The sequence below is a fragment of the Moorella mulderi DSM 14980 genome, assembly GCF_001594015.1.
Classification (GTDB): domain Bacteria; phylum Bacillota; class DSM-521; order Neomoorellales; family Neomoorellaceae; genus Neomoorella; species Neomoorella mulderi.
The window spans coordinates 55532-74128 of sequence record NZ_LTBC01000011.1 but is presented as its reverse complement, the minus strand read 5'-3'; the positions used below and the strand labels follow the sequence as shown (position 1 = coordinate 74128).

17 protein-coding genes are annotated in these 18597 nt (G+C 57.0%); 4 read left to right on the top strand and 13 right to left on the bottom strand.

The annotated features are described in order from the left end of the window. The 3 genes from MOMUL_RS16695 to MOMUL_RS11665 form a co-directional block, all read left to right on the top strand. On the top strand, positions 1-407 hold a 407-nt coding region (locus MOMUL_RS16695), incomplete at its 5' end, for a hypothetical protein (protein WP_161485012.1). A gap of 184 nt (positions 408-591) precedes the next feature. Further along, positions 592-861 carry a hypothetical protein gene (locus MOMUL_RS11670; protein ID WP_062285125.1) on the top strand — a complete coding sequence of 90 codons (270 nt, stop codon included), beginning with the start codon at positions 592-594 and terminating at the stop codon, positions 859-861. Continuing rightward, a complete protein-coding gene (locus tag MOMUL_RS11665; protein ID WP_062285124.1) occupies positions 858-1184 on the top strand; it encodes a transposase in 327 nt (108 codons plus the stop codon). Before MOMUL_RS11670 ends, MOMUL_RS11665 begins: the two co-directional genes overlap by 4 nt. A 38-nt stretch (positions 1185-1222) precedes the next feature. On the opposite strand, the gene MOMUL_RS11660 is transcribed toward MOMUL_RS11665, so the two are convergent. From MOMUL_RS11660 to MOMUL_RS11605, 11 genes are all read right to left on the bottom strand, one after another. Beyond that, a complete protein-coding gene (locus MOMUL_RS11660) occupies positions 1223-2386 on the bottom strand; it encodes a S41 family peptidase (protein ID WP_062285123.1) in 1164 nt (387 codons plus the stop codon). A 67-nt stretch (positions 2387-2453) separates the two neighbouring features. Beyond that, the gene (locus MOMUL_RS11655; protein WP_062285122.1) at positions 2454-3587 is read right to left on the bottom strand and encodes a murein hydrolase activator EnvC family protein; all 1134 of its coding nucleotides are present in this window, start codon (positions 3585-3587) and stop codon (positions 2454-2456) included. 25 nt (positions 3588-3612) lie between these two features. Next, on the bottom strand, positions 3613-4500 hold the full coding sequence (ftsX, locus tag MOMUL_RS11650; protein WP_062285121.1) for a permease-like cell division protein FtsX: 888 nt from the start codon (positions 4498-4500) through the stop codon (positions 3613-3615). Then, positions 4490-5182: a cell division ATP-binding protein FtsE gene (gene ftsE / locus MOMUL_RS11645; protein ID WP_062285119.1), complete on the bottom strand. Its 693-nt coding sequence runs from the start codon at positions 5180-5182 to the stop codon at positions 4490-4492. The genes ftsX and ftsE overlap by 11 nt, the downstream gene beginning before the upstream one ends. Before the next feature lie 153 nt (positions 5183-5335). Further along, on the bottom strand, positions 5336-6394 hold the full coding sequence (locus tag MOMUL_RS11640; RefSeq protein ID WP_062285117.1) for an Rpn family recombination-promoting nuclease/putative transposase: 1059 nt from the start codon (positions 6392-6394) through the stop codon (positions 5336-5338). A gap of 173 nt (positions 6395-6567) precedes the next feature. Next, complete coding sequence (locus MOMUL_RS11635; RefSeq protein WP_062285115.1) at positions 6568-7638, bottom strand: Rpn family recombination-promoting nuclease/putative transposase; 1071 nt, start codon at positions 7636-7638, stop codon at positions 6568-6570. A 634-nt stretch (positions 7639-8272) separates the two neighbouring features. Further along, the gene (locus MOMUL_RS11630; RefSeq protein ID WP_064774410.1) at positions 8273-9214 is read right to left on the bottom strand and encodes an Rpn family recombination-promoting nuclease/putative transposase; all 942 of its coding nucleotides are present in this window, start codon (positions 9212-9214) and stop codon (positions 8273-8275) included. 661 nt (positions 9215-9875) lie between these two features. Further along, the gene (locus MOMUL_RS11620; RefSeq protein WP_062285111.1) at positions 9876-11939 is read right to left on the bottom strand and encodes an S-layer homology domain-containing protein; all 2064 of its coding nucleotides are present in this window, start codon (positions 11937-11939) and stop codon (positions 9876-9878) included. A 108-nt stretch (positions 11940-12047) separates the two neighbouring features. Next, positions 12048-13814 carry a choice-of-anchor Z repeating domain-containing protein gene (locus MOMUL_RS11615; protein WP_062285109.1) on the bottom strand — a complete coding sequence of 589 codons (1767 nt, stop codon included), beginning with the start codon at positions 13812-13814 and terminating at the stop codon, positions 12048-12050. A gap of 21 nt (positions 13815-13835) precedes the next feature. Beyond that, complete coding sequence (locus MOMUL_RS11610; protein ID WP_062285108.1) at positions 13836-15908, bottom strand: Ig-like domain-containing protein; 2073 nt, start codon at positions 15906-15908, stop codon at positions 13836-13838. Between the two features lie 403 nt (positions 15909-16311). After that, on the bottom strand, positions 16312-16641 hold the full coding sequence (locus MOMUL_RS11605; RefSeq protein WP_236713095.1) for a helix-turn-helix transcriptional regulator: 330 nt from the start codon (positions 16639-16641) through the stop codon (positions 16312-16314). A gap of 51 nt (positions 16642-16692) precedes the next feature. Between MOMUL_RS11605 and MOMUL_RS11600 the strand changes: the two genes are divergently transcribed. Further along, entirely contained in the window at positions 16693-17034 is a 342-nt protein-coding gene (locus MOMUL_RS11600; RefSeq protein WP_062285104.1) for a helix-turn-helix transcriptional regulator, read from the top strand. On the opposite strand, the gene MOMUL_RS17565 is transcribed toward MOMUL_RS11600, so the two are convergent. Together MOMUL_RS17565 and MOMUL_RS11595 are read right to left on the bottom strand one after the other, a co-directional pair. Next, positions 17031-17165, bottom strand: coding sequence for a hypothetical protein (locus MOMUL_RS17565; RefSeq protein WP_269085213.1), 135 nt, complete (start codon positions 17163-17165; stop codon positions 17031-17033). The two genes, MOMUL_RS11600 and MOMUL_RS17565, sit on opposite strands and share 4 nt — an antisense overlap. Before the next feature lie 281 nt (positions 17166-17446). Then, a complete protein-coding gene (locus tag MOMUL_RS11595) occupies positions 17447-18382 on the bottom strand; it encodes a transketolase family protein (RefSeq protein ID WP_062285102.1) in 936 nt (311 codons plus the stop codon). Positions 18383-18597: the final 215 nt, after the last annotated feature.

Genomic DNA, 18597 nt, shown 5'->3' with positions numbered 1-18597 from the left:
ACCAACCAGGCTATAGAGGCTGGGAAAAGAACCAGGGAACCCGGCGCCTGAAACCAGGGGAACTCCTCCTGGAACAGGAGGGCCGGAAAATCGCCATCCCCCTCCTTACCCAGGAGGTATTGCCGCAACTAAAAGAGGGGCGCTCTCCCCGGGCCGTGCGCCGGGAACTGGAAATGCTCCAGTTCTCCAAGCTAAAGGAGCTAAACCCCGGCGCCAGTGTGGAAGACCTCTGGCATCTCGTCAACCAGGCCGAACTTTCCCTGAAGCGCGGTGGTAAAAGTGCGGAGGTACTGCCCGAAAGACCCCTGGATGCTGAAACGCTAAAGCCAGGAGGCCGCCAGCACGTTGGGGGAGAAATCCCGCCGGAAGCCCTGAAACCGGGAGTCACTGGTCAGCTATATCGGTAAAAGGGGTATCAAGTTGGAAAAGAGCAGTTAGGGATTAATGGGGTTATCTCCACCCTTTCCAAGTTTCGGACCCGTTTATTGCTCTTTCAGAAAGAGCGAGTAGTCTTGGAAGAGATCCTCCAAAAGGCGGCGAAGAAGAGGCTTATCTCCATGAAACAGGTCACCCAGATTATAGATCGCAGCGGTGCAGAATACCTATACCCTTATCCGTACCGCTATCCGTAAACTCTTGCACTCCCTGGCCGAGAACGCCGGCTTTGATTCCCAGCTTCTTGCCGGCCTGAAACTGAATTACCAGGATAGGAAGAAATCGGACATCGACTGGAGCAATGCTGCAGCCCGGGAAGCGCTTCTCAATGATTTAGTTAACGATGCCCTGCGGGTGCTGGAGGTGACGGCCACCCTTCCCCTCACTGAAACCGAACAAAAGCTACGGACTATCTTAGAAAAGTGACCTTCCAGGATATCGAACCCAAGGCAGAGGGTAAAGAATATCAAATCAAAAAGGGTGTAGCAGAAGATCGGCTCATCTCTACGGTCGATCCCGATATGCGTCATGGTAGAAAATCAACGGCCCGTACCTTCAACGGGTATAAGACCCATATCGCCATGGAGCAGGAGTCCGAGTTTATAGCCGCGGTGGAAGTGACCCCCGCTAACACCTACGACGGCCAGGTGGCCAAAGACCTCATTGACCAGCAACCCGAGGAACGACGGCCCGGTCGTATGCTGGGAGATACCTGCTACTGTACCGGCCCCATCCGTAAAGACATGTAGGAACGCCATGTCGAAGTAATAGCCCCGGCAGTACCCTCTTACTTCCCCAGCACCTCCAGCGCCTTCTGCAGCTGGACATCCCGCTCCAGGTCCGGGGCGCGGGCCAGGACCTGCTGCTCCAGCTGGGGGTCCATGGGGACAACGTAATCAGGGGTAATCCCCTTCTTATTTATATCGTGCTTGCCAGGTGTGAGGTATTTGTGGGTGGTAATCTTCACCGCAGCGCCGCCGGGTAAGGGGAAGATCGTCTGCACTATACCTTTTCCAAAAGTCGTCTCGCCCACCAGGGTGCCGCTGCCGGTATCCTTGATGGCCCCGGCCACAATCTCAGCCGCGCTGGCGCTGCCTTTGTTTACCAGGACCACCAGGGGCAGGGGCTGGGCATACCCCCGGGCCATGAGAGCCTCGGTATTTTTCTGGTCGGCGATATAAACCACCGGCCCTTTAGCCACAAAATAGCTGGCCACATCGACGGCCGCCGGCAGGGCACCGCCGGGGTTATTGCGCAAGTCCAGGATCAACTTCTGCATCCCCTGCTGGCGCAGTTCGTTCAGCAGCCGCCCCAGGTCGGCAGGCGTCTGTTCATTGAACATGGTCAAGCTGATATAGCCTGTGCCGGGATGGCCGGGGAGTATTTTGCCGTCCACCGTCGGTACCTTGATAATCTCCCGGGTCAGGGTTACCTTGCGGGGATTACTCTCGCCTGCGGGGAGGATAGTGAGTTCGACCCTGGTACCCGGCTGCCCCTGCATCAGGTTAGAGGCCGTCTCCAGGTCCATGCCGGTGGTATCGCGGCCGTCGATGGCCACGATATAATCCCGGCTTTTAATCCCCGCCCGTTGGGCCGGAGTACCCTTAAAGGGAGAAACCACCATCAGCCTCTTGTCTTTCTCATCCAGGGTAATCAAAAGGCCAACGCCGCCGTAACTGCCGGCAACGCTTTCCTGGAGGTGCCGGTAAGTTTTAGCATCAAGATAAGTAGAATAAGGGTCATCAAGGGCATCCACCATGCCCCTGATGGCCCCTTCCATGAGCTTGTCCGTGTTGATAGGCTCCAGAGCCTGGAAGCGCAACAGGGTATAGGTCTTAACCAGCTGCTCTACTTCCTGGAAGTGGGTTGCCACCCCCACCCCCAGGGTCAGGGTGACCAGAACACAAAGGACCAGTAGCCCGTTGGTAACCTGTCGCCAGATCTTTGCCACGCCAACCACCGCCTGCTATAAAACATTCCCTGAACCCATACTTTAATTTATGTAGCAGGGACAGAGATTAGTAATAATTCATGGGGTTGGTGGGCTCACCCTGGAGCAGGACCATAAAGTGGAGATGGGGGCCTGTACTCCAACCCGTTGAACCTACCCGGCCAATTACCTGGCCTTTCTTTACCTCCTGGCCCTCCCGGACCAGGATTGCCGACAGGTGGGCGTACATGGTGGACAACCCCCCGCCATGATCGATGACAATGTGATTGCCGTACCCCCCCAGGTAGCCGGTAGATATGACCTGGCCGTCTAACGGGGCAATGATCTCCGTCCCTGTAGGAGCCGGGAGGTCAACGCCGTCATGGAAACGCCTGGTCTTCAGCAAGGGATGGATGCGCCAACCAAAGGGAGAAGAAATATCCGTATAACCGGGTAGCGGCCAGAGCATACCCTTTGTGCCCCCTGGTGATAACTGGCGCTTACTCTTAGCCTGTTCGGCCCGGATTTTGGCGGCAATCTGGCGGGCCAGGGCTTCCATTTCATCCAGAGCCGCGGCGACCCGCCTTTTCTCCGCCTCGACCTGGGCTAGGAGCTGCCGCCGGCTTTCCTTGCGGGAAGCCAGCTGCACCCGCTCACCGTCGGCCTGGCGCCGGAGCTGGGCAATCTTATCACGCTCGGCTTCCAATTGGGCCTTCTGGGCGGCAATCTTTTCCCGTTCAGCCTTGATTTCCTGGATGAGCTTCATATCACCCTGGGCGATCTTGGCCAGGAGTTCCATGCGCACCAGGAAATCTTCCAAGCTGGTGGACTGGAGGAGGACTTCCAGGTAATTTACCTGGCCCACCTGGTAGATATCCTTGAGCCTGGTCCGTAGTATATCCATGCGTTTTTCCTGGGCCGCTTCGGCCTGCTGCAGCTTGAGAGTTGCCTGCTGGACGCGTGCCTGGGCGGCGTTCAATTCCTGGTCCAGCCTGGCTATCTGGGCCTCTTTTTCCTTGATCTCCTGTTCCAATTGCTGCAATTGCCGGAGGAGGGCTTCGCCTTCATCATTCTTCTGCTCCAGGAGCCTTTGCTGGTCCTCGATATTCTTCTGGATTTGCTGTTGCTGCTTTTTCAGTTCATCCAGGGTAGCACCATAGGCCGGCAGGATACCCAGGGCAAAAACCGCCAGGATCAACCAGACCGTAACTTTACCGCGCATGGCTTCACCTCCTTTCTGCTCTAGATCAGACCTTCAGGAAACGCCTGATGGAGAGGAGGCTGCCCAGGGCTCCTACCAGGGCACCCCCGGCCACCAGGCTCAAAACACTGTTTAATAACAGTACCCGGTCATTGAGGAGGGGGATGAACACCAGGGCCGCCCCCGCCCTGGTTAAGAGCAGGCTGTAACCGGCATAAATGGCCAGGGCCGCACACCCGGAGCCCACCAGCCCTAAGAAAAGGCCTTCCAGGAAAAAAGGCCAGCGAATAAACCAGTCGGTTGCACCTACATACTTCATGATGTTGATTTCCCGCCGGCGGGAGTAAACTGTCAGGCGGATGGTGATGATAATCAGGAAGAGGGCCCCCAGCCCCAAAACGAGAATAATGCCTGCTCCCAGCCAGCGCAGCCAGCGCACCACGGCAAAAAGGCGATCGACAACCTCCTGGCCGTAATTTACCTTTTCCACCCCCGGCAGGCTGGCAATAGCCCGCGCTACTTCGTGAATAGTTTCCGGGTCGGCCACCCGGACCCGCAAATAGTCGGGCAGGGGGTTGACGCCACCGGTAGCCCCTAAGAGTTCCTCTTCGCCGCCAAATTGCTGGCTTAATTGCTTCAAACCTACTTCTTTAGGTACCAGGGTAACCTCCGTCACGCCGGGCATGGCCATAACCTGGTCCCGGACCTGGTAAGCTGCCTGGCGCGGGGTATCAACCTGGAGAAAAACGGCGATTTCAACATTGGATTGGAGGCTAGCGGCAATATAGTTGACATTAAAGACCAGGAGCAAAAAGGCTCCCAGGAGAAACATGGAGATGGCCACGCTGGCCACCGCCGCCAGGCTCATCCAAAAATTGCGCCACAAAGATATGCCGGCCTGTTTGAAAAAATAGCCGGCCGTTCTAAGCTTCATAACCATAGGCCCCCTCCCGGTCGTCCCGTACAAGCCGGCCCTGTTGCAGGGCAATAACCCGCTTGCGCATGCTGTTGACAATATCCCAGGCATGGGTGGCCATGATCACGGTGGTCCCCTGGTAATTTATTTCTTCCAGGAGCTTCATTATTTCCCTGGATGTTGCCGGGTCAAGGTTACCGGTAGGTTCATCGGCCACCAGGATGCGGGGGTTATTGACGATGGCCCGGGCGATGGCCGCCCGCTGCTGCTCGCCGCCGGACAGCTGGTGGGGAAACATCCGCGCCCTGTTGCTCAACCCCACCCGTTCCAGGGCCTTTTCGACCCGCGGTTTAATTTCCCGGGGAGAAACTTCGATCACGCGTAAGGCAAAGGCTACATTTTCAAAAACAGTCCATTCCGGTAGCAAGCGGAAATCCTGGAATACGATACCAATATTGCGCCGCAGGAAGGGTACTTCTCTCCTTTTCAGGCGGGCAATACTCCGGCCGCCAATGAGAATCTGCCCCCTGGTGGGCACTTCTTCCCGGAAAAGGAGCCGGATAAAGGTCGTCTTCCCGGCCCCGCTGGGCCCTACCAGGAAAACAAATTCGCCTTTATCTATCTTCACGCTGATGTCATCGAGGGCGGTAATATGCGGTTGGTAAACCTTGGTAACATTATAAAACTGGATTAAACTCAAACCAGCACCTCCAGGGGAAAAAGAAAAACAACCACATGGGTTGTTTTCGACACAACTGGCAAAAATCCTTTTGGTTGACGGTTATTGCTATAATTTGTCTGGCACTATAATAAGTTAGGTGCCCGGCACTCCAATCGACACCGTCCACCAGGACTACTGGAGGGACTTATTGATACCTTCCCGGATGATGTCCCCGGCTTCTTCCAGTGTGTTGGCGGCAAATAATTCCTCCATGACGCTGTCCAGCACTTCCAGGCTGGTCATCTCCCGGACTTTTTGCTCCAGGCCGGCAGATGCATCGCCAAACCTCCTCTTGAGGTATTTGCAGATGGCGTCCTGTGTTGCTTCAACCTTGCCCCTCGCCTCGCCTTCAGCCCTGCCTTTAATTAACCCGCGCATTTCTGCCTGCTGTTGCATCTCTTCAAGGGTTATTTCCAGATTCGTAATCATCTTTTCCACCTCCCACGGATTGACTTCGCCAATAATCCTGTCAACCTTTTCCTGTACCGGCTCCGGCAGCCTGGCTTTGAATACATGGGAAAGCCAGGTGGCAAATTGCCTGAATTCATCCCGGCCCAGGTTCTTCAGCCCGCCGGCCAGCTTCCGCAGCCGCCTGATCAATTCTCCCGCGTCCATCTTCTGGTCCAGCGCAAATATGCTGGCAACCAGGTTGGCCACCTGGTAAAGTTCTTCTACATCGTACCTGTTTACGTCAAATAGGATGTACCGGAAGTCTAATACGTGCTCCTCAAATTGCCGGTACCCGGCCAGTATTTCTTTGAAGTGCAGGGCGGCGGTCCAGTTGTTTGCCCCGTTGTACAGTACCGCCGGGACGACGGCGGGCAGCCGGAATCCCTTGCGCTCCCTCTCGCCCTCCGGCGTGTTGTTGTAAATGTCCCGCCATATCTCTACCATGTACAGCAGCAGCCGGAAGGGCATCAGGTAATCCACCGTGGACTGCAGTTCCAGCAGAACATAGAATATCACGTCGTTACCTTTCGTCTTCAGACGGTAGACGATATCTGCTTCTTTCTCGCTAAAGTCCTGCAGAATGTAGGACTTCTCCACCCGTACCAGGCTATCTTCGTCTATGTCTTTCGTCCATTCCTCATGGACAAAGGTTTTGAGCAATTCCAGAAATGCCCGCTTGCTGGAGAAAAGCTGCTTGTATCCTTTGTCGTGGGAATGGTGGGGTTCTCTTTTATCCGGCACGGGTTCATCCTCCTGTAGCTGTATTATACCACATCCGGCCGGGGATTGACATGAGGCGGAACTGAACCGTGTACCGTCGGTGAAAAGAAAAAGCCCACCGGCGCGGGACCGGAGGCGCTCGATAAGTTAATAAGTTAAGTGCCCGGCACTCCAATCGACACCATCCACTAGGACTACTGAAGGGACTTATTGATACCTTCCCGGATGATGTCTCCGGCTTCTTCCAGTGTGTTTGCGGCAAATAATTCCTCCATGACGCTGTCCAGCACTTCCAGGCTGGTCATCTCCCGGACTTTCTGCTGCAGGCCGGCTGATGCATCGCCAAACCTCCTCTTGAGGTATTTGCAGATGGCGTCCTGTGTTGCTTCAACCTTGCCCCTCGCCTCGCCTTCAGCCCTGCCTTCAGCCCTGCCTTTAATTAACCCGCGCATTTCTGCCTGCTGTTGCATCTCTTCAAGGGTTATTTCCAGATTCGTAATCATCTTTTCCACCTCCCACGGATTGACTTCGCCAATAATCCTGTCAACCTTTTCCTGTACCGGCTCCGGCAGCCTGGCTTTGAATACATGGGAAAGCCAGGTGGCAAATTGCCTGAATTCATCCCGGCCCAGGTTCTTCAGCCCGCCGGCCAGCTTCCGCAGCCGCCTGATCAATTCTCCCGCGTCCATCTTCTGGTCCAGCGCAAATATGCTGGCAACCAGGTTGGCCACCTGGTAAAGTTCTTCTACATCGTACCTGTTTACGTCAAATAGGATGTACCGGAAGTCTAATACGTGCTCCTCAAATTGCCGGTACCCGGCCAGTATTTCTTTGAAGTGCAGGGCGGCGGTCCAGTTGTTTGCCCCGTTGTACAGTACCGCCGGGACGACGGCGGGCAGCCGGAATCCCTTGCGCTCCCTCTCGCCCTCCGGCGTGTTGTTGTAAATGTCCCGCCATATCTCTACCATGTACAGCAGCAGCCGGAAGGGCATCAGGTAATCCACCGTGGACTGCAGTTCCAGCAGAACATAGAATATCACGTCGTTACCTTTCGTCTTCAGACGGTAGACGATATCTGCTTCTTTCTCGCTAAAGTCCTGCAGAATGTAGGACTTCTCCACCCGTACCAGGCTATCTTCGTCTATGTCTTTCGTCCATTCCTCATGGACAAAGGTTTTGAGCAATTCCAGAAATGCCCGCTTGCTGGAGAAAAGCTGCTTGTATCCTTTGTCGTGGGAATGGTGGGGTTCTCTTTTATCCGGCACGGGTTCATCCTCCTGTAGCTGTATTATACCACATCCGGCCGGGGATTGACATGAGGCGGAACTAACTCCAATTCCGCTGGTGAAAAGAAAAAGCCCCGCCGGCGCGGGGCAGGAGGCGCTCGATAACTCGATAAGTTAAGTTTAGTGTTTGAGTAACGCTTCCTTGCTTTCGGTTCCCGGCAATTGCTTCCACCTGACAATAATCTCCTTGCTGTAGTCCCGGGCGGGCATTTGCTTTTCCCGCTGCCGCCGTTTCTTCAATCAACTGGCGGACATTTTCCTTTGAACCATAAGTATTCTTTTCGGGTGGCCGGGACAGGGGACTGTGCAACAACGAATAGCTACCAGTTATTTCTTTTTCACCCTAACCTAACCAAATTCGGGCTAAATACTACCTTTGCTGACAGCTTTCAACCCGCAAATTGATTTGGCCAAAGCTAAATCCATGTCCACAGATTGAATAGTCTGCACCCGTCCGGCATGCCTGAATAATCTGTGAATTTCTCTTGCTTTATGTTGGCTTCTAAATCTAGCAATAGCTCGGGTCGTAGTCACGGGGAAAAATTTCCGAAAAACGCAAAAGGACCAGCCCCTCATTTACCGGTAACTGATCCTTTTGGAATTCTCCCGCAGTTCAATTTGTGGCGCCGTCAATGACGGCCTTCACCTCTTCCAGCGAGCCGGCAGTGTAAATCCTGTTGATGATTTTGTCCAGGGCCTCCAAGTTGTCGATCTGCCTGATCCGTTCCTGCAGGTCCCGTGAGGCCTCCCCAAACCTGGCGTCAAGGTATTTGCAGATTGCCTCTTGCCTGCCCTTGGTCTCACCCTCGGCCCTGGCACCGGCCAGCGCGGAAATCTCGTCCCGCATGGCCTTCTCCCTCAGCTCGTAGAGCCTGCGCTCCTTTTTACTCTGCCAGAAGGCTTTCTCGATGGTCAGCGCTTTCCTGATCCCGGGGTTCTCCATGGCGATCGCCTCCATCTCTTCTCCTTCCAGGTTATTCAGGTACATCATCCACGCCTCCAGGGCGTCCTTCGGCCTGCGTTTGATCGCCTTTATCTTCTCTAGCTCCAGGAAGTGGATCTCCAGGTCGTCGCACAATAGCTCGCCGGTCTCGTCGTCCCGCACGTGGAAGGCCCGGTGGTACCGCCCGTCGCCCCGGAACCAGTCAAAAGCCAGGATGTTTATGGTCACGGTCTTGCGCAGGTCGGCGAACTTCTGGCCGCTGGTCAGCTGGCCGTGATACAGCCCCGCCCAGTAGTACATGGTGCGCTTGTCTATATTGTACTGGTTGGCCACCTGGACTTCGATGTTGATGAGTGTGCCTTCTTTCGTACGGGCCAGGACGTCCAGCCTGGCGCCGCGGTCCAGCAGGTATTTTGGGTCTATCTCCCGATCCAGCAGTTCCACGTCGGTCAGTTCCCGGCCGGGCGGTAACTTCAGTACCGCATTGAGAAAGCTCAACAGTGCCTCTTTCCCTTCTTCCGACCCGAAGATCCGCTTGAAGGCGTAGTCGTTGATCCGGTTGATCCCCCTGATCTCTGCCAGATCCCTCACCCCATTCCCGTTTGTTCTCATCAGCCTTATTATACCAGATTCTGCGTGCGGGCTAAAATCACTTCTTTCCGGGGATAGTGTCAAGCCACTGTAAGATTTTTTCAAAATAAGCTCCACCATCTGGTCCGAGACCTTGCCTTTATTACCACTACACTGTTTAGGGCAAATAGGTATTTTAAGCTGCATGTAATAAGGCTCGCAGTGCCCTTGTCAGTGGACTTTAAGGCCCATTTAATATGGGCATATTTAAGAGCATCTCCGCTACATTGTGGCTCATTTTTTTCCTAGCCTGCTGCAATTTATCTGCGTCTAGATGATGGGACTTTTTCCACTTTCGGCTGCTGGGCTAGATACATTTCCTGAATGTCCCTAATGAATTCAATGCTGATTTTTCCTGCACTTCCAGCTCTGGATACGTAATCTTGCCTTCTAATGCGTCTAATGCCTTTTTGCTAACCAGCAGGAGCAGTGATTTTTGCCTACCGTAAATCCAGGGACAATGGCCGCCTTATCCATTGAGGCGGGTCTTACTTGCCAGAGCCGTGCCAGCCGGTCGCTGGGAATTTTGCCTTTCCTGATTTGGAAATTCAGCCAAATCTGCATCAAATAAAGGCGGGGCATTTAATGCCCCACCCTTTGCCTTTCCTTATAACGGCGATTTTTGGTTTGCTTATTGTTACCTTTACTGGCCTCCTTGGGTTCCAATCTTATCCAAGAGGCGCAGAATCATAGCCGCGGCTTCCGCCCGAGTGACGGGCCGCTCGGCCTGGAAGGTGTTGTCGGGATAGCCGGCGACGATCCCGCTGGCTACGGCCTGGGCCACGCTCTGGCGCGCCCAGTCAGGGATGCTGGCCGTGTCGGCGAACTTCAGCTCGGCCGGGGCCGGGGCACCTGACTTCATGGCCAGGATGCGGACCACTATGGCAGCCAGCTCCGCCCGGGAAATGGAGCGGCCGGGCTCGAAGGTGACGCTGCCGTCAGGCTGCGGATAACCTTTAATCAGCCCTTCCCTGGCCGCCGCTGCGACGACACCCAGGGCCCAGTCGGGAATGGCGGCGTTGTCTTTAAACTTAAGGTCCTGCTCGCTGCCCGGAGCCAGCTTCAGCGCTCGCGCCAGGATGGCGGTGGCTTCCGCCCGGGTGATCTGGCTGTCAGGCTTAAAAGTACCGTCGGGATAACCGGATATGACGCCCATGTTCGCGAGGCGGCTGACCGTCCCGGCGGCCCAGTGGCCCTGCATGTCTTTGAAGGTCACCGGCGGCGTTTCTTCCTTGCCCACGGCGAAGACGGCAAAGGGGGTGAGATGGTCGACGGTGACCGCCACTGTGCCGGCATTTTCGTCTACGCTACCTTCAAGACGCAACCACTGCCCCTGGCTGGCGTTGTAATAGCAGGCCACAGGTTGCTGATCGGCGGCGAGCTTGCTTTTATCGTAGTAGAGGGTGATGGTTAGCTCCCCGTTTAGGGTACCGTTCTTCAATGTCACGTCGACGATTTTGCTGATGAGGGGCATACCGGCCTGGACGGCCAGGGAGTTGTCTTTCACCTCGGCGGCGATGGTCGCGCCTGTGCCGGAAACCGCCCCGGCCGGCACCTCAACGCGGGCGATCCCGGAGAGTTCAGCTACCGTCGCCGTGCCGGCCTGGATGGGCTGCTCTACCCGGTTTGCGGAAGGGGTGGTCGAGCCGCCGCCGTGGCCGCCGCCACCGCCTCCCCCTCCACCGCCGCCCCCGCCGCTGGATGCGGCCTGGGTGGTGAAGCTAAAGGTGAAAGGGCTGGCCAGGGCGTTGCCGGCCAGGTCCTGGACCGCCGCCGCCGGGAGGCTCACGGTGTAAACGGTGCTGGAGGCCAGGTTGGCGGACGGTGTAATAGTAAGGACGCTACCGCTTATGCTCTTGGTGCAGGCAACGCTGTTGCCGGAGCTGTCTTTCAAAGCGACACTATCGTAGGCCGCTCCGGCCTGGACATTTTCGCTGAAGGTGATAGTGATGGCCTTGGCTACAGAAACACCTGTGGCTCCGGCCGCCGGGTCGGTAGACGCTATCGTCGGCGGCACATTATCGTCTGCAGGCGGCTGCTGGGTCGCAACGGACAGGTCGACCTGCCGCACATCACCCGGCTCCCACGTTACCGGGGAGGCAGGGGTGGCGTCGTAAGCCTGGCCGTTAATGACGACTTTAAAGGTAACGGTTTTACCTTTATCGGCGTCGGTGCCGCTGGCCACCAGCTTGGGGTCGAGGCCGCCGGAACCCCCGTAGAAGCCATTCTGGAAGTCCAGGGAACCGACCTTCTGGCCGTCAATATAGGCCTCGACGCTGCCGGCGGCGACTTTTGAGCCGTCTGAGCTTTTAACGCTGCCGTAGTAGGCTGCGGGCAGAGGTGGAATCTCGACAATCTGCTGGGCTATCGCCCCAGCAGCGGCAGCAACCAGGGTGGCGCTCCCGCTGTTAGTGCCCGCAGGCAGGGGCAGGGGCTGGCTGAAGGAGCCGGAGCTGTCGGTCGCCACCTGGTCAGCGGCCAGGAGCTGTCCGTCGGCGCCGCTCAGGCGCAGGGTTACTGGCACGCCAACTGCCGGCTGGCCGTCTGCCTGCACCGAGCCTCCTGCAGTCACGGTGGCGTAGGGGGGGACGCTGGTGCTGACTACCGGCTCGCTTAAATTGATGGTATAGGCGGCATAGGCCGATGTCGCGCCCAGGAGCAGCAGCATCACCGCCGCCACTACCAGCACAAGCCTTTTAAAGGTCAATACATATCCCTCCTCGCTCATAATAAAGACCGGCGGGCAAGCATCGCGTTACCACCCGCCCGCCGGGGGTTGCCGGGTCGTTCATGTCCAAAGCGCATCTACATCACGCTACTGGGCTGTGAATTGCGCTTGCGACGCCGGCACGATTGGGTTCATGGTCTGCCAGCCGTCCCAGACGTAGGCCTTTACCGTGTAGGTGCCGGCCTTGCCTGGCAAGTTGAAGCTGGCGGAGTATTTCAGCGTGGTGTTGGCCGGTAGCGGGCCCTCTACCGATCCGTACAGCGGCTTTTCGTCGGGGTCGTCCACCCTGATGATCACCAGGGCGTTTTGATAGCTCTGCCCGACCTGGACGGGGACCTCTACCCGCACGCCGCCGCCAGCCTGCACCTGGCCCGGCTGGGTGCCCCGGACGCCGGGATAGACGTTCACCGCCGGCTTCTGCCCGGCGTAAAGGACCATGGCTACGGCTTCAGCGGACTGCTGGCCGTCGGGGTTGCGTACGGCGACGGTGTAGACACCCGACGGCACGCTGTCGGGGAGGGTAAATGTTACCCGGCTGGAATCGCTGTAGACTGCGTTTACAGCCGAGGCTTCCTGCCCGTCCTGCAGCAGGACCACCTGGGCACCGTCCTGGAAGTTCTGGCCGGTGACGGTGATGGTCTGTCCGCTCTGGCCCGCCACGGCGCTAGCCGGGTCGACGGCCGTCACTATGGGCGCCGGGCCGGACGGGAGAGCCTCCAGGACGCCGTAGACGGAAAGGTGGTCCAGATCCGCCGCCACGAAGCCGGTAGAAGTGTCATACTTGCTGCCGGCGACCTTCTCCCATGCCTGGGTACCTTCGTTGAAGTAATAGATATAGGGCGCGCGGGCGTCGGCGTTGGCTTTGAGGCGCAGGTGCAGCTTAGCGCCCTGGGGCAGGGAGATGCCCTGGGCGGTGAAGCTCACCACCTGGCCGGCCACTTTGAGCCCTGTGGGCACCGCCGGCGGCTGGGCCAGAGTTTGGGCGCTCAGGGAGGCACCGCTGTCAACCACGGTTCCCGCCGGCAGGGTAAGCTCCACCTGGCCACCGGCGAAGGCCACCGGCAGGTCGGCGCTCAAGGTACCCGGCGTCAGTGGCGCCTGGAAGGTGGTCGTGAACTGGACCTGGAGCTTCCCGGCTTCGTTGCCGGCTTTATCCTTGACCCCGGTCAGGGTCAGGGTATAGGAAGTCCCCGGCTGCAGGTCGGCCGCCGGTACTACCTGGACGGTGCTTGCGTTGGGGAAGGTCACCACGCCCTGGACGTCGGGGGCGCCGCTGGCGCTGAAGACTGCCGCCGGCGTGGCCGCGGTGTCCAGGTCCTCATTGGCGCTCCAGGCAAAAACCGTGTCGCCCGTGTAGCCTGCCGCCTGGCAGGGGAGACCCTTTAGGCTCGCAGGCTTGGTCCGGGTCAGCACCGGGGGCTCCGTATCCGAAACGACCAGGTCAACCCTCACCGCATCACCCGTGGGGTTAAAGAGTATATTTACAGGTTTTCCGCTAGCGTCATAAGTCGCCGCTATTTTGCCGTTTACTTTGAAAATAACCTGTTTGTCTTTATCAGCGTCAGTTCCTGAAACTTCATACTTCGGATCAAAACCGCCAGGTCCTCCGTACCAGCCGCCTACTGTTTGCATTTGCTCGCCACGAGGCGCAGTATCGCCAGTTAAATATATCTCCACAGTCGCGCCGTCGGCCGCTAACTGCCCGCCATAACTGCCTATAAAAACCTGCCCGTAGTACGCGGCAGGCATTAAAGGAAGCGGTTCTACGGCGAAAGCCGCCGTAGAACCGAAGGCAGCTATTGCCTGCAGAAGCAGCGCAACCGCGACTATTGCTGCCAACTTGCGGTTGCGCAACTAGCTTCACCTCGCCTCATTTTACTGAACCATTTCCGGAGCCATGAGACCTGCCAACGTGCCAGGCGCGGTCATGTACACCCAGTAAGCATCGCCCTTACCTATTTTGTTCGATGATGTTTGATCTGATGTTTCGGCTGACCCGTTTAGCCAGGCTCTATTCCCCAGACCAGGATTGACTACCACGGCGTATTTGCCCTTCACGCTGGCTAAGACGTCGGAAACTGTTGCCGAATCGTTGTCAGTACCCATGCCAACCAGGTTCCATCCGGCGCTCAGGTCACGGGTGGGCGGCACAGCTTCCCGCACGTCTGCTACGCGCTTGAATGTATAATTCAGCGTAACCGGCGTTTTGGCCTTTACAAAGTAGCCCTGGAGCGGGTTGAGGGCCTGGGTGGTTACCTGGCTCCACTGGCCGTTGACGTATGTCCAGGCAATCTCAAAGTTATTATTATTCAGCCCCAGAGACTGTAGGTTGCCATCGCCAGCCAGCGCCAGAGGCGTGGATAGGACGTTCCATCCCGTGGTTAAGCTGCGGGTCATATCAGCAGCAATATAACTGATGGTAATGGATCCATTTGTTGTCAGATCACTCCCACTCACATTGACGGTAAGGGTTTTCCCAGCGGCAGCAGCAGTAGTGTAAATGTAAATGGACATTTCCTGCTGGCCGGCAGGAAAGGTTAAAGTTTCCCCATTAGCCTTGCTGCCGCTGGCCAGATAATCAGATTTTTTAGTGGTATCCCAGCTCGCCCAAGCAGCTGAATTGCCGTCATCCAATAGATTTACGGTTAAACTATAATCTCTGTCGGCTGGGTGATCCAGTTGAACCGTTACTTCATACACATAACCGGCCACACCACCCGTGGCACCGCCAAGGGAAATTGCGGTTGGCGATTGAGGAGCCGCGCCCACACTAATATCAGCGGAAGCAGTAGCCAGACCAGTACTGCGGGCTTCTACCGTAATGTTGGTACTAGGATTCAAGGGCTGCAAGTAAATAGTGACGCTGTTGCTGCCAGCAGGTATGGTCACCCGGGTGATCTCGCTACCACCGGTGACAGCATCATAAAACCGCCCGGCCATGCCGCCGCTCGTAACGTCGCTCGTAAAGGCCGCGAGATCAACGACAGTCCCACCGTTGGGAGCGTTCACCGGGTTATTGTAATGATCCAGCAATTGCACGGTTAAAGCTGTGCGACCGTTGTAATTAATACTGCTCGGCGGCGTTACCCACGCGAGCTTGGCGGCCGCTGCGGCATTAACGCTTACGTTAAATGATGTGGTCTTGGCGCCGGCGGCAACTGTTACGGTATAGGTACCTGCACCATCGGGTGTAAACTGCACGGTGGCGGCAAAAGTACCATCAGCCATAGTGGATACCGATGTGGGAGATGAAGTAAAACCACTAACATTAGGATTTATACTGAATGTTACTGGGATATTTGCATAAGGGTTGCCTGCAATATCCTTCACTAAACCTTTTACCAGGACGCTGACCTGGCTGCCGGCTGTTCCTGTAGGAGATGCCGTTGGAGAGGACAGCTCTATGCTTCCTACAACAGGGTTAATAGTTATTGACTTGGTTAACGTTACGTTCTGGCTCGGGCCTTTAAATATGAGACTGGCATTATAACTACCAGCGATATTGGTATTGGTCACGGTAAGAGCTTTAACTACAACTTTGGTCACAGTGGAATTGGCAGGCAGACCGATGCTGGCAGGAATAGTCAGGGTCGCAATATTGGAACTGGTGGAGGACACAGAAGGGGCTACATAAGCGTAATATACTGCCCCGCTTACTGTTGTCACGTCCACTTCCACAGCCGGACTGTCGCTAACAGCGAAGCCTGACGGGAAATCGATTTCCACGTCTTTCCCCGCCAAGTCACTCGTTGCCAGCGACAAGCCATCGGCAGTGAAGTTATAAGTAGTTTTCTCTCCCGCATTGGATGAAGCTAGAGTGACATCCAAGCTCGGCGTGCTACCGGCAGCGATGGCAAGAGGCACACCGCTAAATGCAAGAGAAAAGGTCAGGACAACAGCAAGCAACCCGGCCGCGACCCGGTGACGAGAACGGTTGGCTTTAAACATCAGACCACTTCAACCTCCTTGTAAGGAATAGCTGCTTAAAAGCATAGTAGCATCCTTTTGTCTCAACAACGGGCATTTTTGGAGTGCATCCAGATATCACTATCTCCCTATCATCCACCATGTGCGTAGTTTCACTCGCATGCGCTTTCAACCTCTTTGGCTTAAACCGGACATGCTCGCACTCACCTTCACCCCCATACCAAAAGATTCCCTTGCTTAACGAATATAGCCGTCCGGTCTTTCGCCTGCTGCTTCCACCTCCTCCGGGAAACGCCGCCGGGACCGGCGCCCGGCCCGCCCCGGCCGGCACACCAGTTTTCCCCGGGCAGGCCGCGGCCCTATGCATAATCCGCGGCAGCAACGGCAATATTTACTTCCGGCGGTTATCCGCACATGGAGCCGTTCAACCTTCTTCCCGCATCGCCCTCCTTCCGCTCCTGGCGTCCTGAACGGCAGGGGACTCGTCGGCGAAGAGCTCCTCCACCGGCCGGTTGAGGGCCCGGGCGATGCGGAGTGCGGTGCCCACGGAAGGGTTTTTGTGCCCCTTCTCGATGTTCGTGTAGGAAGCGCGGGTCAACCCCACCAGGCGGGCCAGTTCGGATTGCGTCAGGCCGGCCTGGAGCCGGACCCTGCGCAGGGCAGTGCGCATTGGCTGCCTCCTTTTCTCTCGTTCTGCTCGTCCCCTGATGTGCCGTCTGGAAACATTATATGTAATCTGTTGGAAACTTGTCAATAGGATTCCAAACATATAAGGTTTCTATTAGAAACTTAGGAGGTGATAATCGTGCTGAAGTTCGGCGAGTCGCTAAAGGAACTGCGCCAGCGGAGGGGCCTGCGGCAGGAAGACGTGGCCAGGATGGTCGGCGTCGAGCGTCCCACCGTCGCCAACTGGGAGCGCGGGACGAAGCAGCCCGGCCTGGAGACGCTGGTCAGGCTGAGCCGACTCTTTGGTGTTTCCCTGGACGAACTGGTGGGCGTCGAAAGAGCCGCCACGCCGTTACCCCTGGCCAGCTATCGTTCCCTGGCCGCCGACCCGCTGGTCAAGCTCTTAGCCGAGCGGACCGGCGTCCCGGCCAAAAACATCGCCGCCTTTATCGCCGCCATCCAGATCTCGGACGATACTTAATCGTTACTCTTTAAGCCTTCCTGTTCCATTCCCGTCCAGGCATTGACGGCTATTCCCCCGCGCTCGGTTCGCCCGCGTTCACTCCCGGAAGCGCGACATGACCATCGAGCGGAAAACAGAACGCGCCACATTATTCGCCGCTCCAGCCAGCCCCTACACCTGATATTTTCCAAATTATCAATATTATTTCAGCGCTCCTACTAATTCCCGAAACGCCCCCCCAGCTCGCTGGCGTCATGGCACCGGCCCGGTCCCGGCATCCACGCGGGCGCTTCGCATTCACGCTAAAAGTAAAAACCGCCCCTCAGGGGCGGTTTAATGTCGATGCGCTTCTTCAAATCGCAGAAGTCAACTGTGGTAATCAGTTTATCCGGGGCGCCGGCGGCGGGCGGCTTCCAGGGCGACTTTGATTTTAATCCTTTTTTCCCTTCAACCTTTTCACCGCCGCCACTATGTCTGCTGCCGTAAGGCCATACTTTGCCATCAGCTCGTCGGGCTTGCCGGACTCGCCGAAGGTGTCGCGGATGCCCACCATGGCCAGGGGTACCGGTTTCTCCGTGGCCAGGACCTCGGCCACGGCGCTCCCCAGGCCGCCGATGACGGTGTGTTCCTCGGCTGTCACCACCGCCCCGGTGGCCGCCGCCGCCAGGACCGCCTCCCGGTCGAGAGGCTTGATGGTGCTTATATTGACAACCATAACTTCTAAACCTGCTGTCGTCAGTTCTTCGGCTGCTTTTAAGGCTTCATGTACCATGACGCCGCAGGCGATGATGGCTGCATCCTTCCCCTGCCGCAAGGTGTGGGCGCGGCCAATCTGGAATTGATAATCCGCGTTATAAATAACCGGTATTGCCGGGCGGCCCAGGCGCAGGTATACCGGTCCCTGGTGGGCGGCGGCCGCGAAGACGGCCTGCCTGGTTTCTTCGCCGTCGGCCGGAACGATGACCGTCATATTGGGTACGGCCCGCATGAGGGCGATGTCTTCGATGGCCTGGTGGGAGGCCCCGTCTTCGCCTACGGTGAGGCCGGCGTGGGTGGCGGCAATCTTAACATTTACTTTGGGATAGGCAATGCCGTTCCGCACCTGGTCATAGGCCCGGCCGGCGGCAAAGACGGCAAAGGTGCTGGCAAAGGGGATCTTGCCGCTCAAAGCCAGGCCGGCGGCCGTGCCCATCAGGCTCTGCTCGGCGATGCCCATATTGAAAAAGCGCGCGGGAAATTCTTTAGCAAAATAAGCCGTCATGGTGGATTTAGACAGGTCGGCGTCCAGGACCACTACCTGGCTGTTCTGCCGCCCCAGCTCCACCAGGGCCCTGCCGTAAGCTTCCCTGGTCGCAATCTTGGTCATATATATCTTCCTCCGTAAAATTCTATCAAAATAGCGTTTCCTGGTTGATTTGTACTCTGTTCTTTGGGGCTGGAGGATGCAGGCTCCGGGCTCCGGGGGGTTCTCGGCTGGCAAACTTAGCGCTCTACCTTGCCCGGCGGCGGGGGTGGCTAGACGCTGAGTCTCTGAAGCCTCGAACCAAGTCGCCCTCCGCTTCTATCCCCCATCCTTTTGCT